Annotated in this window: 9 protein-coding genes and 2 pseudogenes; 4 read left to right on the top strand and 7 right to left on the bottom strand. The window is 59.9% G+C overall.

Annotated features, from left to right (window positions below):
- Positions 1-167: 167 nt before the first annotated feature.
- The 7 genes and pseudogenes from D183_RS0101945 to D183_RS0101930 form a co-directional block, all read right to left on the bottom strand.
- The gene (locus tag D183_RS0101945) at positions 168-2,744 is read right to left on the bottom strand and encodes an XVIPCD domain-containing protein (RefSeq protein ID WP_026144104.1); all 2,577 of its coding nucleotides are present in this window, start codon (positions 2,742-2,744) and stop codon (positions 168-170) included.
- A 32-nt stretch (positions 2,745-2,776) separates the two neighbouring features.
- Positions 2,777-3,418 (bottom strand): DUF1629 domain-containing protein, encoded by a 642-nt coding sequence (locus D183_RS0101940; protein ID WP_017907494.1) that lies wholly within the window; start codon positions 3,416-3,418, stop codon positions 2,777-2,779.
- 192 nt (positions 3,419-3,610) lie between these two features.
- Positions 3,611-4,237, bottom strand: a complete 627-nt coding sequence (locus D183_RS23795) for a thermonuclease family protein (protein ID WP_051067598.1) — start codon at positions 4,235-4,237, stop codon at positions 3,611-3,613.
- Between the two features lie 83 nt (positions 4,238-4,320).
- A pseudogene (locus D183_RS26180) lies at positions 4,321-4,419 on the bottom strand (JAB domain-containing protein); the annotation flags it as partial.
- Positions 4,420-4,441: 22 nt separating this feature from the next.
- Positions 4,442-4,884, bottom strand: a pseudogene (locus tag D183_RS27695) (transposase); the annotation flags it as partial.
- A gap of 35 nt (positions 4,885-4,919) precedes the next feature.
- Positions 4,920-5,234: a BPSL0761 family protein gene (locus D183_RS28155; RefSeq protein WP_106405159.1), complete on the bottom strand. Its 315-nt coding sequence runs from the start codon at positions 5,232-5,234 to the stop codon at positions 4,920-4,922.
- A 199-nt stretch (positions 5,235-5,433) separates the two neighbouring features.
- Positions 5,434-5,928, bottom strand: a complete 495-nt coding sequence (locus D183_RS0101930; protein ID WP_017907492.1) for a hypothetical protein — start codon at positions 5,926-5,928, stop codon at positions 5,434-5,436.
- Between the two features lie 434 nt (positions 5,929-6,362).
- Between D183_RS0101930 and D183_RS26175 the strand changes: the two genes are divergently transcribed.
- The 4 genes from D183_RS26175 to D183_RS0101915 form a co-directional block, all read left to right on the top strand.
- Positions 6,363-6,623 carry a helix-turn-helix domain-containing protein gene (locus tag D183_RS26175; protein WP_081613237.1) on the top strand — a complete coding sequence of 87 codons (261 nt, stop codon included), beginning with the start codon at positions 6,363-6,365 and terminating at the stop codon, positions 6,621-6,623.
- 371 nt (positions 6,624-6,994) lie between these two features.
- Positions 6,995-8,797 (top strand): hypothetical protein, encoded by a 1,803-nt coding sequence (locus tag D183_RS0101925; protein ID WP_017907491.1) that lies wholly within the window; start codon positions 6,995-6,997, stop codon positions 8,795-8,797.
- Positions 8,794-10,350, top strand: a complete 1,557-nt coding sequence (locus D183_RS0101920) for a hypothetical protein (RefSeq protein ID WP_017907490.1) — start codon at positions 8,794-8,796, stop codon at positions 10,348-10,350. Before D183_RS0101925 ends, D183_RS0101920 begins: the two co-directional genes overlap by 4 nt.
- Positions 10,347-15,050 (top strand): hypothetical protein (locus D183_RS0101915; RefSeq protein WP_198527624.1); only part of this gene is annotated, 4,704 nt, incomplete at its 3' end. The genes D183_RS0101920 and D183_RS0101915, both read left to right, overlap by 4 nt.

Raw genomic sequence — 15,050 nt, 5'->3', positions numbered from 1 at the left:
CCCCAAAAAATACCGCTGAATGTCGATACAGCCTAGTGCCAGTTCGAACAAGCGCTAAGTATCGGCCAGGGGTGCCGCAAGCCCAGCGCCTGCGCAAAGCCATCAACCACATCTGACTGATCAAACGGAAATTTTCAACTCGCAGAGAACGAAACCAGCCGTGGCATCTACAGCGTCATACGCGGCCCTTGTTCTTGTCGCTGGATTTGCTGCTGAGTCTGTTCCAGCGCCTGCTGGTGCACCTGGTCCTGCTTGATGACTTCCGCCTGCTGCAGGTTCTGCTCCGCTGGCTGCTGGGCCGCTTCCCGTCCATCGACACGAGCATGAAAGAACGGCAGCTTGTCGCCAAACGGCGCGTAAACCGCCAGCACGTTCTCGGCTCCGTCCTTGCCCAGCGCGCCGGTCACCCGATCTACCCGCTTCACCAACGGATCCTCGATCTGCTGCCTGTAGAGCGCCGCCGTCACGTTTCGGCTTTCCTCCTCGTTCCAGTTCCCCGTTCCGCTCACCCAAGAGTGGATCGTTTGGTAAGTGGAGTGATCCGGATGCGCGGGGTTGTCGGCCAGCACCTGTCCAGGCATTGCCTTCTCCTGAGTCTGTTCGGCCTCCTGTTCTTTGCCGCGGCCTGGTGCGGTCACAGAGACCGTAGCCAGCGTCGGCACGTGCGCCACGGCCGCCTGGCTCAACTCAGCTTTAGCCTGGCGCAGTTCATCGGAAGTAGTCACTGCGACCTGGCGGGCCAGCCCATCCTGACCGACCTGGTAGTGAACGATCTGGCTGTCGTAACCGTATTGGCCTTGCTCGTTGGGCTTCAGCCTCTGCACCATCCGGCCGGTAAGGCCTTCGGCTTCTCGCGTGCGCTGGGTGGCGAGCTTCACCGCCTCTAGGTTGTTTTCTTGGGCGTTGAGGTCAATGCCGACAGCCCTATAGCGGTGCAGAAGCTCGTTGTGCTCCATCTGGGCCGCCGTGGGCGCTGGGCGAGCCTCAATGGCAGCCAGCGTCTCCTGAGCGCGCTCCAGCGAGGGCTGGCGCATCAGATTGGTGAGCTCCAACTCCATCGCCAGGTTGCCGGTCGCCGCCCCGTCCTTGCCGACCCATTGCCCAGCCTCGTTTCGTTCGTAGACCTCACCAGTGTGGGCCTGCACCCGGTCCGTCTTGGCCTTGGCGTTCTCGGCCGCCGCCGGCACCCCCACCCCATAGTCCTGCCCGCGCTGGGCGGCATGGCTCTCCAGGTAGGCCTGGGCAATGGCCTCGCGACCGGTGGCGATGTTGCCCTCGATCCGGGCCAGGGCTTCCTGGTTCAGGCGCTGCGTCTGCTCTGCACTCGCGAACTGGGGCTCGTAGACACCCCGGTCGTTGGCGCCGTCCACACCGGTCTTGACTTGGCGCTCCCACTTCTCCGTGTCCGGATTGCGATGCCAATTTTGGTTGTCCAACCCAATCCGATCGCCCGGCTGGGCGGGCAGGTCGAACGGATCCTGCGGCCGGGGCGCTTTGCCCAAGGCAAATTCAACGGCCTTGGCATTGGCCATCGCGCCCAGTTCCAGGGATTTCGCGTAGCTGGCCACCACGTCCTGCTCGACCGCCTTGCCCTGCCCTTCTTGCAGCTGACCTTGACGCTCCCAGTTGCGGCCGTTGAACTGCCAGTCCACTCCGGCCTTGTCGGTCTGGTGGAAGATGTCTCGGTTCTCTTTCAGGTCCACGGCCTTGTCGAAGGCCTTGCTCATCAGGACTGCGTCGCCCACCACCAATGCCGCGGGCACAAAACTGCTGCTACTGCCCAGCGCGGCCGCAGTGGACGCGCCGCCAGCCCAGCCGCCCACATTGCGAGCAACGGCGTGATTGACCTCTGATTGCGCAGCTGTGAGGTTGCCTTGCTCCATCAGCGTCGCCGCCGTGCGAGCGGTCATCACCGCATCCGCCCCAGTGGCCAGAAGCCCACCAGCCCGGATCAGCCCGCGCGCGGAGGCCTCGCCCATCAGTAGCTGCATGGAGACTTCGCCACGCTGTCCGCGCGGCACGCGGAGACTATTTGCGGCCTCTTCTCCCAGTGTGTTCTCGACCACAGCCACCCCACCTGGCGAAATGGTCAAGCGGCCGTCGTGGTAAGCGTCGGCGATAGCCTGGGATAGGCTGTTGCGTTGGAAGTCTAGGTTACCGTCCCTCAGCAGCGGCCTTCCAGAACTTTGAAAGTGCTGCAAGGTGGAGACAATGCGGCCTTCGCTATAGGTTACTGGGGCCCATTGGCGGGAATTGGGGCTTAACTGGGCATGTGCGTCAAGCTGTATCGAGTTCTGACTAGCGTAGCCGTCAGGGTCAAGATAGAATGCGCGCGTGATAGCTCGGGTTTGAGCTATCGTTTCCCCTAGCGCATTGTTGGTGCGCAAGTCGCCATTGATGAGCGCTATTTGCACCGTGTCGCCCAATCGCTGAACCTTAAGGGCGACTCTATCTAAGGCATTAGGATCAGGCTTGGGGAGCAGCACGGCTTGGCCATCCTTTGTGGCCGCCAATTCATTGAGAGCATCTCTGATACCAAGGGGATATTCCTTGATATGGCGCCCTGTATGTGGCGTAACCCCAATGGCGCGAGCAAGGGCCTTGTCGTTTGGTAAATTAATCAGATTAGTGGTCGCATCTTTATCTAACCGGCCGTTGTCAACAAGTACCTGCAATAAAGCATGTTTCTCAAACGACTTCTGATCAACGCCGTGGTGCTGCTGGAAGAGGGGCTTACCTGCCATAACCTAGGCTCCGTCCTTGTCAGCTTATGAGATCAGATATCCGATGCATCAATGAAAGAGATGCCACTGGCTTCCGCGTCGTCAGGTATTCCGGCTTCGCGAATCGCCACCTTAAACGTCTTGTCGCAGAACACAGACGGGTTGAATGGCAGACGAAACACATGAGCCTGTCCCAACACCTCATCCCGGAACACGAGGCTGGCCCCTCCACCTAAGGAATAGAACTTCCCACGCACATAGTCATCACTGACCTTGACGTTGAGTCTCGACACCTCTTCATCCAAGGCATCCAGCTCTCGAACAACATCGCACAAGAAACGACGAGGTCCCTTGATGCCATCGGCTAGTCGGTAATCCACCTCAGCAAACGCGAAGGCGTCTGGATCGACCGAGCACATAACGTCATGGAGTTTCTCGGAAACCAACCAGTAGCCACCAAATCCCTCTTCCAGATCACGAGGCTCTGGTCCAGCGCTGGGCTCATAGGTCATCTTTGGTTGTTCAAGCATCGAAGGGAAGCCGCCCTCTGGCGGACGCAGATTCACACAGGGCGTCGAAAACAGCCGGCGGAGGTTGTCAAACGTCACTCCGCAGCGCGGCCTGTTGCTCTCCATGTCCGAGACGAACATGTAGAAGGCACCCGGCTTAGGCTGATTGGTCATCGTTGTCTCCATGCGTTGCATCCCGTCCACTTGGGTATGGCCTTCACCTCACCAGGGCCAGAGTCTACCGCTCTGATCGCCGACGTGGGCAGACAAGAGGGGGCACGCGAAGCCCTCTAAGCACGCCCACCTCTACGAAAACTTTCAGCGCTTTGCCGGCTCCCACCCTGCCCGCATGGCCTCTTCAGGGCTGCAGAACATGCGCTAGCCGCAGCTTGGGTCGATGCTGGTGCGCTCGTAGTCCCGCTGGCCGGGCAAGTGATAGATCTTCTTGTCCTGACGGGAGATGTTGCCCTTGATGCGGCATCCACTGGACACGGGGGGTGTGGCCACCTGAGCCTGTCGGGCCGCCTGTTCCCGCTTGCCGCGCCGATAGTCCGCGGGCATTTGGAAAGGCCCTTGCCAGAGGTTCTGCTGGTGCTGGCGCGCGTCGGATTCGTCAGCGATGAAATCCTTTGAGTATTGGCGATACGCCACCACCCAGCCTGAGCGCACCATCCAGAGATTGATGGACCGTCCTTGGACGAAGCATTCGGCCACCACTCGGCCATAGCGGTCCGTGTCCTTGGGCTGGCAACGAACGGTCTTGTCCAGCACATAGCCGTCCAGCGCTGCAGCGGACCGTCGGCCACAGGGCCAGGCGCGTCCGTCCTTGGTGGTGCATTGTTGGGCGCCTTCTGGAGCATCAATGCCCCACAGGCGAATGCGCTGATCGGCTACGGTGAGGGTGTCGCCGTCCGTGACGGTCGCGCGGCCGACCAACTCTGCGGCTGCTCCTGAGGATGTAGTAAAAACCAGTAGCAACACCGAACGCCTAAACGACATCAACATCCAAATCCTTTCAAGACCGCCCTGGACTTGCCGGGCCCCAACGGACCAAGCACTTTAGCGGGAAGGGGCAAAGAGATGGAGCGCTATGTCCACCCCCTGCTGGCCAGGCTCACGTGCTGCCGGCCACCGGTGACCAAATGGTCGATGATCCGGATGTCGAGAAGCGCTAGCGCTTGCTTTAGAGTCGCTAACAAAGCTCAGAGGAATCCGTAAGCAGATGATCGAGCAGGCAATCGAGATCCACTCCAGATGGATATCGATTCGACGTTCGAATTGGATGCGAAGCTTGCCCATGCCTGCGAACCCAGTGTGAGTGCGTTCCACGAACCAACGATGGCGCCGCAGCTTGTCGTTGCGCTCGATTCTCTTGCGAGCGATGCGTGGCGTGATGTCCCGCTCCATGAGAAGATGGCAGCAACAGTCGATGTTGTATGTCTTATCAGCGTGCAGTTTGCTTGGCCAACGTCGTGGGAGCCCTGGCTTGCCGGCGACCGGCGGCAAGCATCGATTGGTTCCTCGAAGACCACCGAGTTGTGCCGGTTGGCTCCGGTCATGCAAAACGCCAAAGGAACGCTATTGCGGTCGACGAGCAGATGGCTCTTGCCGCCGAGTTTGCGGCGATTGATTGGGTTCGGCCCGGCGTACGAGCGCCCATCGTGAGTAGCGGCGGGTTACGTCAAGATCAGCGTTTGGCTGAACCAGATCGGGGTTTGGTCGGTGTGTCATTGAGTTTGTAGTACAGCCGAGAAATCCTATCACTGAGTCCCATAGTCAGTGGTCCGTGCCGATAGCTCTCAAGCCAGCTAGGCTCAGGCTTCGACAGTAACCCGACTACCGACGGAGTAAGGGCTAGAGCGCATCCTGGCGTGGGGTAGTGGCGCGTCAGCCGGGCAGCTTCGCGGCGCACTTCAACAGGCAAGCGCTCATCAAGCGCGAGCTCTACCAGGAATGCTCCGGCTTGGTAGAGATGGCGTGTACTTTCCTCGGGCGTTGTCATATATCCATCCTAAAAAACGAGCAGTTGGGATCAGGGTTCTACGCTTGAAAGGAAGTTCGCCTCCGGTAGCTGACTTGGGGAGGTGGCAATGTCCAGAATTTTCCCGTCGGTGCGATTCGAGTCAGGAAGAGTGGTCTCTGCTGTCCTTTGTGGTGGGCCGTGGATTCAGGCTGCGGGCGCACTCCACGTCGGCTCTGGATCATGGTGATGTCCGCTCTTCTGTTGAAGGTGGCTCCTGGTTTAGCCGCGGCACATCGGACCAGTATGAGTTCCCTTCAGGTAGTAGCATGCTCAAAAAGACATCTAGCAGGACTGGCCGCCTCCAGCTCGGATCTGGCACGAAGTGGTACTCATCACGCCGCAGTGCCTGGTGAGCCGATCGGGAGGTAAGCCAGCGGGATCTGCGGCGCATTTCCTCCAACATCGCGTTGCGCGCCGCTATCTGGTCCATGCCCGATCGCAGGAAGGCAGCGGCCGCACCTCGGGCCCCATACCAGGCCAGATAGCGTTTGCGGGCCAAGCTGTGGCTGGCCCACTCATCGGCCATCGCATGCATGATCACGGCTGCGCCGGCGGTCTCAAGCGTGTGGCGGCGTAAGAGATGAGTGAGGTAGGTCTCGATCTCGGCCTCGGCCAGTGCCCTCCATACCTGCACCTTGGCTCCCAGGGCGTCGGGGCGGCCTGCCACCTCCATCAAGGCTGAGTGCAGTCCAGCTTGGAGACAACGGGATCCGCCCCAGTCGGTGGTATAGCACCAAGCTAGCGGCTCATACAGAGAGCGCCGAATGCCGGGCTCTGGACCTTGCGACACCCGTATCGCCCCCGCGTCCTCAAGGCACCGCATCAGTGCGTGACTTAGGGCCGTGCCAGTGCTGAAGGGTGCTTCGGTCGAAGTGGATAGTTCAAGCGCATACCAAGCGGCAAGGCGCACCAATCCCAGCGATTGGGCATAGGGCACCAGGTCGCGGGCGGCGGGTGGCAGAGTCGGTTGGGTGCCGGCACATACCATCGCACCTCTCGCGAGTAAGTCGGGAATGCTACCAGCGCCTCACAAAGTTTTCCACATGTTTTTCATGTAAGCGGTAGGTGGGTCATAGATTCCCTAGTCGTCCGTGCCTGTTGACGACAATGGCCCCCAAGACCATCTACCGAGATGACTATCGAAAGCTAGTGGAGCGGCTGCGGGGCCGCCGCGAGGAGTTGGGACTGTCGCAGAGCGAGGTGGCGCGTACGCTGGGTTGGCCACAGCAACGGATGTCTGCGGTGGAGGCCGGAGCCCGTCGCCTTGATGTTATCGAATTCTTCCAGCTGACTTCGGCCCTTGGTTTAAGTCCGTCGCGAGCCGTCAAGCTGATCCTTTCCGCAACTTGGGCGGCCACAAGTGGTTGATTTTTAAGTGCTACCAGAGGTTCCGGTGTCTCAGGCGCACTAAGCAGTGTTTGTACTAATGGGTTGGGCATAAAGACTCGTGTACTGGGGATGTAGCCGATCTGAAGGATCTCCTCACCCATCTATGCTTAGCTGTCTACGAACGCTGCTTAGTACACCCATCTGCGGGCGGTCTAGAGACCTGCATCCCTGAGCCTTCATGGCACAATGCCGAGAGTCTTATTCCGAAAGCCACCAAGGAATGCTCAGGGAGAGCAAGGCAAGTGACTAAGGGAACCAGCGAAGATAGCTCGGCCGAAAGAATCTCTTTCCCAGCGATTGCATGGGTGAGGTTCCTGCGTAGCTATGGTCCGACGCCACAGAACCTGACAATGTTCGACGAGTATGTTTCCGGAGCCGTTGGCCGGGCCAAAGTCCAGCCGATCAGGCTCGCGACGCCGTTGCTCGAAAAGATGGTTGGGCACGTTGAGTCTAAGGCGCCGGGCTCGATGCTGATTGCCGGCACTGCGGGCGATGGCAAGACCTATCACTGCCGGACCCTGTGGATGCGTCTGGGGGGCGACCCCAAGGATTGGGCTGCCAAGGGAAATTTTAAGGAGCTGAGGCTCGCTGACGGCCGCACGGCCGTCTTCATCAAGGATCTCTCTGAGTTCAACGGTCAAGAAAGTGACCTGCCGCTGCAGCGGTTAGAAAGGTCGGTGTTGGGCGGTGATGACTCCGAGATGCTTATCATTGCGGCCAATCATGGTCAGATCCTCGATCGCCTGCGCGACCTCGGAAAACGCCAAGGGCGCCGACATCCGTTGCGCACGCCGCTCCAGGAGTGCTTCTTGCAAGCCGGTCCGGCACCTGATCGCCTAGCGGTGTTTGACCTCAGCCGCACGACGACCCGCAAGACCCTTGAGGAAGTCGCCAGGGCGGTGGCAGGGCACCCCGAATGGGACAACTGCTCCCGCTGCCCTCTAAGTGTTTACGGGAAGGTCTGTCCGATCGACGAGAATCGGCGCCGGCTGCTCGGCGATGCTAACGACGGCCAGCTCGCGAGTCGAATTGGTGACCTGGTGGAGATCGCGCGTCTCAACGGTCTGCATCTGCCGGTGCGTGACCTGCTTGCACTGTGCGCGAACATGGTCCTCGGGTACTCCGATGCGAAGGAGGCAAAGGAGAATCTCATGACCTGCGCCGATGTGGGAAGGATTCAAGAGGCGGGTCACGTCAGCAAAGCGAGCATTTACGCCAATGCCTTCGGGGCGAACCTTCCCAAGCGCAGAGCGTCCGACCGGCCGGTATTTAAGGCGATGGCAAGCTTTGGAGTCGGCGAGGAAACTACCAACGCGGCCGATGGCCTGTTGGTCTACGGTAAGGATGACTCGAGACTGCAAGCCGACTTCCAGCGCCTGGTGGCTAGCGACCCCATCTATGGCGGAACTGCGAGCTATATCGCGGCCCAAAACGACTACTTGGAAGGGTATGAAAGCGCTCGCCATGAGGGCGGTGCCGCGGAGTTCATTGAGATGCTGGAGGACCAGCGTCGCAGGCTCTACTTCACGTTGCCCAAGGAAGAGTTCGGCTATTCGCGCTGGGCTATGACGGTCTTCCGCTACGCAGGCGATTATCTAGGAATAATCGACACATTGGTCGAAAAGAAGACGCAGGTCAGCGAGGCCGTCCGCGCACGGATCGTCAAGGGTCTCAACCGCGTTCTGACAGGGCTTCTGCTGGAAAACTCAGATCGAATCTTCATTGCGAGTTCCGGCGGCTTTACGCAGAGCCGCGTGAGCGTGCTTTGCGACCACGAAACCCCTGCTCGACGGCAACAGGGGATCGGAATGGCAATCAAGCTCAATACCATGACTGGGCGACCCTTCTTGGAGGTACAGCTCGCTCCGGGCATCGCCAACAAGGTGATCTTCGATTTGACGCCGATCCGCCATGAGTTCCTCTCGCGAGTCGCAGAAGGGTCGCTGCCGGCGAGCTTCTCCAACGAGTGCCTCGAAGACTTGATGGCGTTCAAGGCCAAGCTTCTGCGTAAGGCGGAGAACGTCCGAAAGGGCGGTATCGCGGATGATGACGAGGTCAGCAACGAGAACGCGGCCATGACGCTCAACTTCATTGACATTGAGCCAGCCGGGCGGGGCTCGACCCGCCCCGTTACTGTGAGGACCCCGGCATGAGCGAGGTCGTCAAGCGGCCCGAGATCAGGGGCGTCGACTTCTGCGTGGATGAAAACATCTGGGGGCATCGTCTCTACGACGAGCAGCTGCCGCATCTGACTGTGCTGGAGTTCTTAGGTGTCTTGGGCTCGAACCTAGACAAGCCGTTGCGACCCCATGAGGGCCTTGGAGGCGCAGTCAAATTCAAGCCGCAGCGTCAGATGCGTTTGCGGGGGCTTCTCTTCAACAACCCTTACGTCGAATCAATCGCCGAAAGCAAAATCGCAGATGAGGAGAAATGGCGTCAATGGTTCGATAAGTTCGACCACGGCAGGACCGGCAATGGCGACTCGGCCAGCGACGTGCACTACCTGCGCCAGTCTTTTACAAGCTTCGACGACTTCTCCAAGGCAATAGAACTGCTTCGCTCCTCTTCCTTTGAGTCCCGCAGCAACAAGCGCTGGAGCTCGAAGTTCGTCTTTCCCTTCGGGCCTGACGCTCTCTACGAAGACTTGCAGATCAATGCCAAGGGCATGAGTAACGATCGGCGTTTTTTTGCGCGCACAGGTGAGTTGCTCTACTTGATGCTCACCCGTGCCAAGCGAGGCGCAGAACTTGGGGATCTATTAGCCAATCGCCTGTTCGAGCGCTCCGCCCCGATGAATCGACTGGCCCATGCGCTGCAGGGCACGCCACAATTACCAGAAGAAGCGCGCCTGTCCGGCTACCTGCCGGAGGCGTCCAGCCCGCGATTCGACCAGATTTGCGAGGACTGGCTTGCAATTCTGTCGAGAGATATGCCGGTCTATGACGCGTTGGAGCACCTGATCGCTATCACGGGTCTCAACATGTTGCTCTACTTCTTGGAGCGCGCGAAGCGCATCGCTGGGGATGACGAGCCCGTAGAGTTCGTGTGTGAGATCGTCTCAAAGGACGGACGCAAGGTGAGGGCGCTATCTGGTGACAGCTATCTGGCGAATCAGGGCTATTCCGAAAAGGCAATACGGGCGCACATCGAATCGATCCGTTGCGAGAAGGCGTGGATCGACTCAGCCTCGGCGGAATTTCCCGACGCCGAGCGCGTGTCGCTATTGAGGGAGGCCTTTCAGTGGCCTCCTGCGGATGACAAAGACGACGAGGGTTATTCGAGCCGCAACCCAGACGAATTGGTCTCCAAGCTGGTGGATCTCGCGCTGCCTCGGCACGCCCAGCACGTCGGCAAGATCCACGCGTCGTGGTCACGGGCGATCGGCCTGAGCTCTCGCAGGCTCTCGCGGCGATATCGCTATGCACCCAACGACCGGCTGCTCAAGTCAGTCGTGATCGCGATCGTCGGCGACCGCATGCAGTTCGATGAGTTTCTTCTCGAAGCCAAGCGCCGTTATGGCTTGGTGATCGGCGACGCTGAAGGCTCGCACTTGGTGGATGCCAAGTCCATAGACCAAGCGGAGCTCAGCGAAAACCGCGACAATCTGGAAGCCCGGCTTGTCGGCCTGGGTTTAGTGCGCCGGCTCTCAGATTCCTGCTCCTTTGTTGAAAACCCGTTTGCGTTTGAGGAGGAGGCCGCGTGTTGACCGATCGCATCATTGGGCGCGTCGGCGCGGACATTCTAGCCAAGCGCCTCGCCAACCCCTCCCAAGTGGGGGATTCCGTTGCGCTCTTCCGGCTCGACAAGCTCTCAGCTGGCCAGATTGCCGCCGTCGCGCGCGCGGTTATGGGGAAGCCGGACCTATCTGCTCGGATGGACCTAATGATTCCCGAGGCCCTTGTGGAGGGTCAAGACTTACCGCCGGAAATTCTGATCCATCAGAACGCTGGCTACGTGCGCAACAACGCCGAGACTGACAAGGAGGCGATTCTCACAGCCAGTGGAAGCGAGCACAATCTCTCGGACACACTCGCGCACGTCACGCCTATAGGTGCCAAGGAGATGCGCTCCTATGCCCAGCCTTGGGTGGACGCGGCGCTCCATACGGGTGGCCTCTCACCTGTGTTGGAAGATCGTTCGGTCTTTCAAGCCGCCATTGATGGCCTTCTCAACGCCTCCGAGCTTTCCCTCGTGCAGCTCGGCGAGTTTTGCTCCGAGATCGTCGAGGCCATCTCCACGCGCGGCCTGCCGATCCGCGATGCGGTGGGCTATGCGCTACCGAGGGCGGGACTGCCCAGGGACAGTGGATATTTCTCGAACGCGAGGATGTTCGGGACAGTGCGCGGCCCATGGCAGAAGGCCTTCGTGAAACTCTTCGCCCAGCGGGCGCCGCTACTCAAGAAGCTCCGCCAGAACGGCCAACCGCTCGACGCGGAGGAGTTGAGTGAGCGAATCGAGGCCAACGCCGCTGAGATTAACGAAGGTGCGCGACAGGCGTTGCAGGCCTTCGTAGTGGCGCCGTTGGGAGACCAAGTGACCGCGGCGTCGCTTGCCCAGTTCGAATGGGAGGCGGAGGGTGTCTACCTGGCGTTCGACAAGCCTAAGGAGAAGCAGCAGGGATTGGCGGAAACGACACTGCGCTTCTTCGACCATGATTGCGATGAAGAGAACGCGCTGGAGTCGGAAGGCCGTAAGCTTCTCGAAGACCTGAAGTCGCGCGAACGGCGCGCCGAGTTCATAGCCGAGGATGAAGATTTCTTTGCCACGCACCGCCGCTTCCTAGAGCGCGACGCCAAGCTCATGTCGCGGTGGGAGAAGGCATTATTCGGCAAACCAATTGAGTGTAACGACTTCTTTGATGGGTTCGCGCGAGTGGTCAACAACCTGCATGCGGGTCTCGGAGATGCTACAGGGGAGCGAATCCTACGCTTCACTGTCAACAAGGGAAGAACCGAATGGCGCGAACGCTTCAACCACGACGCCGGCTGCTTCTTCTCCGCCATGTATCGTGGACTGCGGGACCTCATGGGTGCAAAGGTAGATTGGAAAGTCACGCGCATGACCGCGACCGATCTTCCAGATCCTCTGTTCGACTTTGAGCGCTTTATCGCCAAAGAGCGCGAGATTGCCGAGAGCCGAAACAAAAAATTCAAGGCCGTCACATCGCTTGGGCGCCAGGCTTTGCAGATCAAGTTCGATGTCGAACTATTGAAAGTGGCCGCAGGCGCCGAGACCAAGATCAGCAAGACACAGCTCCTATGGAGCTACAAGCCTACGTCGATTGGCCTGTCGATGGTCGCGGACATGCGCCGCCTCTTGGCCAGGGGGGCGGTCGGCTGCTCGGAAGTGCCGCGGCGCTTGGTCAGCAAGAAGGGAGGCGTGCAAAACGTGTCGCTGCTCGACACGGGCACCTTGGAGGCGACCTATTCCACCGACGCCGGCTCGCTCGTTCCAGCGGTCAACAAGCTCCGCAGCTTGCGCCACGAGATCAAGTTGCGGATCAAGGAACTTGCGGATGAAGGCCGGCTGAGCCCGGCGCAGCGCGATGAAGTTCGGGGGGCATGGGACGCGTTCGAACAGGACTACATCAAGGCGATGGAGGACTTCATCTCCACTGGTCTGCATGGCGAGGCCGTCATGCGGCAGGCCGAGTCCTTCGGCGCCCTGCTGAACTCGCTGATGGCCCACGCCCGCGGCGATGTCTGCCGTTCGCGCTTGGTCTCCGAAATTTTGTCGGTGGGCACGGCTCGAGTAGCTGGCGACAACCCGACGCTGATCATCCCGCCTTGGCACCCCGAGCGCATGAAAGCGTTGGCGGTGAAGACCCGCCGCGTTGCGGGTTTCGCTACGCACCTGCTTTCCAGCGGTAGCATCCTCTACGGCGACCGCGAAATATTCATGCGCGAGCTCTCCGACGAGATCGCCCATCCGTTCTATCCAGAGATAGCAGTACTGAATAAGGGGGGATCCCCGAAGTTGGTCAGTGAAAGCAGCACTGTCAACGGCTACAGCCTTTTGGAGGCTCCCATTCGCGGCGACGAACGCGCGATGAGTGACGTGGATCCCGCCGCTGCGGCGAAGCAGGCGAGAGAGCTATTGGAGCGCTATGTCGGCTTGCAGCCCCATGAGGCATCCAATCTTAGTGTCGTGCTCTACGACGCTGACGCGGCTGAGCTACCGCTGGCGACGGTGCGCGAGCTCTCTGCGATTCAGGAGGACGGCAATTTCCAATGCAGTGTGTCGGTGCGCCATGCCGACCAGGCGAAGCTTCGCAGCGTCTACGGCGAACTGGTCAACAAGGCCGGCGATGATCCGGACATGCCTGTCGTCAGCGAGACCAGCGACAATTTCATCTCGAAGCTGCGCATCGCCGTCACGCCTATCTCCTCGACTCCCAGCTTGAGCGCGCAGGGCTTCAAACCGTTCGACGTGGCCTTCTTGCATGACGTGGTCGCCCGCTCCGCCAAGGAAGAGTGGTTGCCTGTGGCTTGGACTAACGATCGCCCAAGCCTTGAGCACGCGCCTTCACGTTGTGCCTATCGCAGCGTGTCAGGCGAAGACGAGCTTAAATCGACCACGTTCCTGACCTGCCCGTGGCAAACCGCCTCGGGCTGGTCTTATGTGACCGCCGTGGCTGCGGTCTGCAACCAGACAGATGCAGCACCCGATAAGCGACTACTGCCCGCCCGACGCATCTCCCTACAAAGCCAGGATCTGTCTGCGTTGCTCAAAGATGCGCACGATCTAGCCGAGTGGGTCGCCACTTACGACGAGCTACTCGACAAGCGACAGCTGCAGCACAATGGCATCACTGTCGTCCGCTACCGTCGCGGCTCCACCAACGGACGCAACATGATCGTGAGTTCCACCTCCGAGCTCCGACTGCTAGGCGTATTGGTGCGCCGCCGGCTCGATGAACTCAAGCTTCAGCTCGCCCCGGATGAGATCAACGCTACCGCTGATAAGGCCAAGCGCGATGCGCTCTCTATCTCTGGCGACATTGTCCTCCGCGCGGCCAAGCGTGGTGTGTCCACTGGTGAAATGATCGGCCTGGTGCTCAGCCGCCATCTGCTGGCCGAGGAGTTCAAGGCGCTCGCCAGCAGTGGCCAAGTCTTGACAGCTTACTTCCTGCTCGATGACTACGCGAGCTGGCTTTCGCAGCCGGAGAGCCGAATTGCAGACATTCTTGCCATCAATGTCGAAGAGAGAGAAGAGGGGATCTGTGTTTCCATCGCGATCGTCGAGTCGAAATATGTCGATGCCATCGGCCTAGCCGCGGCTCGCCGTAGCTCAAAGGACCAATTGCTGCAGACGCTGGACAAGTTTCGGGAAGCTCTCTTCGGTGACCCTGGGCGACTCGACCGTGACGTTTGGCTCGCTCGGCTTGCTGATATGCTCATTGATGCCGATATCCCGCCGGGTACGACTAGCTTGATGGAGCGCGCCCGCTCGAAGCTTCGCGAGGGAGATGTGGAGATCTCACTGCGTGGCTACTCTCAGGTCTACGTTCATACTTCCGACGCAGGCTCTGGATCAGCCTCCGAGCAGGAGCTGCTGTTGGACGAGAGCGGCGTCAAGGCGTGGCAGGAAGTCTTCGATCGGGAGGACCTAAGAAAGCTGGTCGAAGCCTACGCCAAGAACGCGGGAAGCCTCGCGGCGCGAGCCTGCCTCGGTCCCCACGAGCCTTGGTCGGGTCACGGTTTTGAGAAGCCCGCACCTCGCGTGCCGTGGCTTTCCTCGGTGGATCAGATAGCTAACAGTGAAGATGGGGCCATAGAAGTTGTTGCGGAGAAATCTCCTGCTTTCGGGGAGGCCGATGCGCTGGCACAAGAGCCTACGATTTCTGTGCAAACCCTGCCTAACGCCGAGCAGCCGACTGCAGCCCCAACTCCTGCGCCCGCTACATACCTCGGCTCCGCTTTTGCTGACCTCATCGCTTCTAAGTTCGCGGTCGATGCGCAATCCGATGTTGAACGGGAGGAGTGGGCTCGGGATGTCACCAAGAAGCTCAGGGCTGCTCTCAACAGCTATGGTCTGCAGGCTGCAGTCCTCGGCACGCGTCTGACACCCAATGGCTGCCTGGTGCGCCTGGCTGGCTCTGACCGCCTGCGCGTTGAGGACATCGAGAACAAGCGCACGCAACTTCTGACCACCCACGCGATCAATCTCGTCACGGTACAACCCAAGCCCGGCGAGATCGTGGTCACGGTCGCCGGATCCAAGCGCCAAGCAGTGTCACTCTGGGAGTTGTGGTCGCGACGCGAGCTCAATCGCAATGTCGCCGGCATCAATACCTCTTTTCTCCTGGGCGTCCAAGAGATAAATGGTGCACTGCTGTACCTCAACTTGGGTGCGGAGTTTGGCGGACTTTCGTCCCACGAGCCGCATTCGCTAGTGGCGGGGGCC

It is taken from the genome of Xanthomonas sp. SHU 199, from assembly GCF_000364665.1.
GTDB classification, from domain to species: domain Bacteria; phylum Pseudomonadota; class Gammaproteobacteria; order Xanthomonadales; family Xanthomonadaceae; genus Xanthomonas_A; species Xanthomonas_A sontii.
This window is presented reverse-complemented; position numbering and strand designations above follow the sequence as displayed.

What these genes read in the sequence shown, in the direction of transcription:
- D183_RS0101945 (WP_026144104.1), bottom strand. Translation starts at nt 2,744, where the DNA reads ATGGCAGGTAAGCCCCTCTTCCAGCAGCACCACGGCGTTGATCAGAAG.
- D183_RS0101940 (WP_017907494.1), bottom strand. Translation starts at nt 3,418, where the DNA reads ATGGAGACAACGATGACCAATCAGCCTAAGCCGGGTGCCTTCTACATG.
- D183_RS23795 (WP_051067598.1), bottom strand. Translation starts at nt 4,237, where the DNA reads ATGTTGATGTCGTTTAGGCGTTCGGTGTTGCTACTGGTTTTTACTACA.
- D183_RS28155 (WP_106405159.1), bottom strand. Translation starts at nt 5,234, where the DNA reads ATGACAACGCCCGAGGAAAGTACACGCCATCTCTACCAAGCCGGAGCA.
- D183_RS0101930 (WP_017907492.1), bottom strand. Translation starts at nt 5,928, where the DNA reads ATGGAGGTGGCAGGCCGCCCCGACGCCCTGGGAGCCAAGGTGCAGGTA.
- D183_RS26175 (WP_081613237.1), top strand. Translation starts at nt 6,363, where the DNA reads ATGGCCCCCAAGACCATCTACCGAGATGACTATCGAAAGCTAGTGGAG.
- D183_RS0101925 (WP_017907491.1), top strand. Translation starts at nt 6,995, where the DNA reads ATGTTCGACGAGTATGTTTCCGGAGCCGTTGGCCGGGCCAAAGTCCAG.
- D183_RS0101920 (WP_017907490.1), top strand. Translation starts at nt 8,794, where the DNA reads ATGAGCGAGGTCGTCAAGCGGCCCGAGATCAGGGGCGTCGACTTCTGC.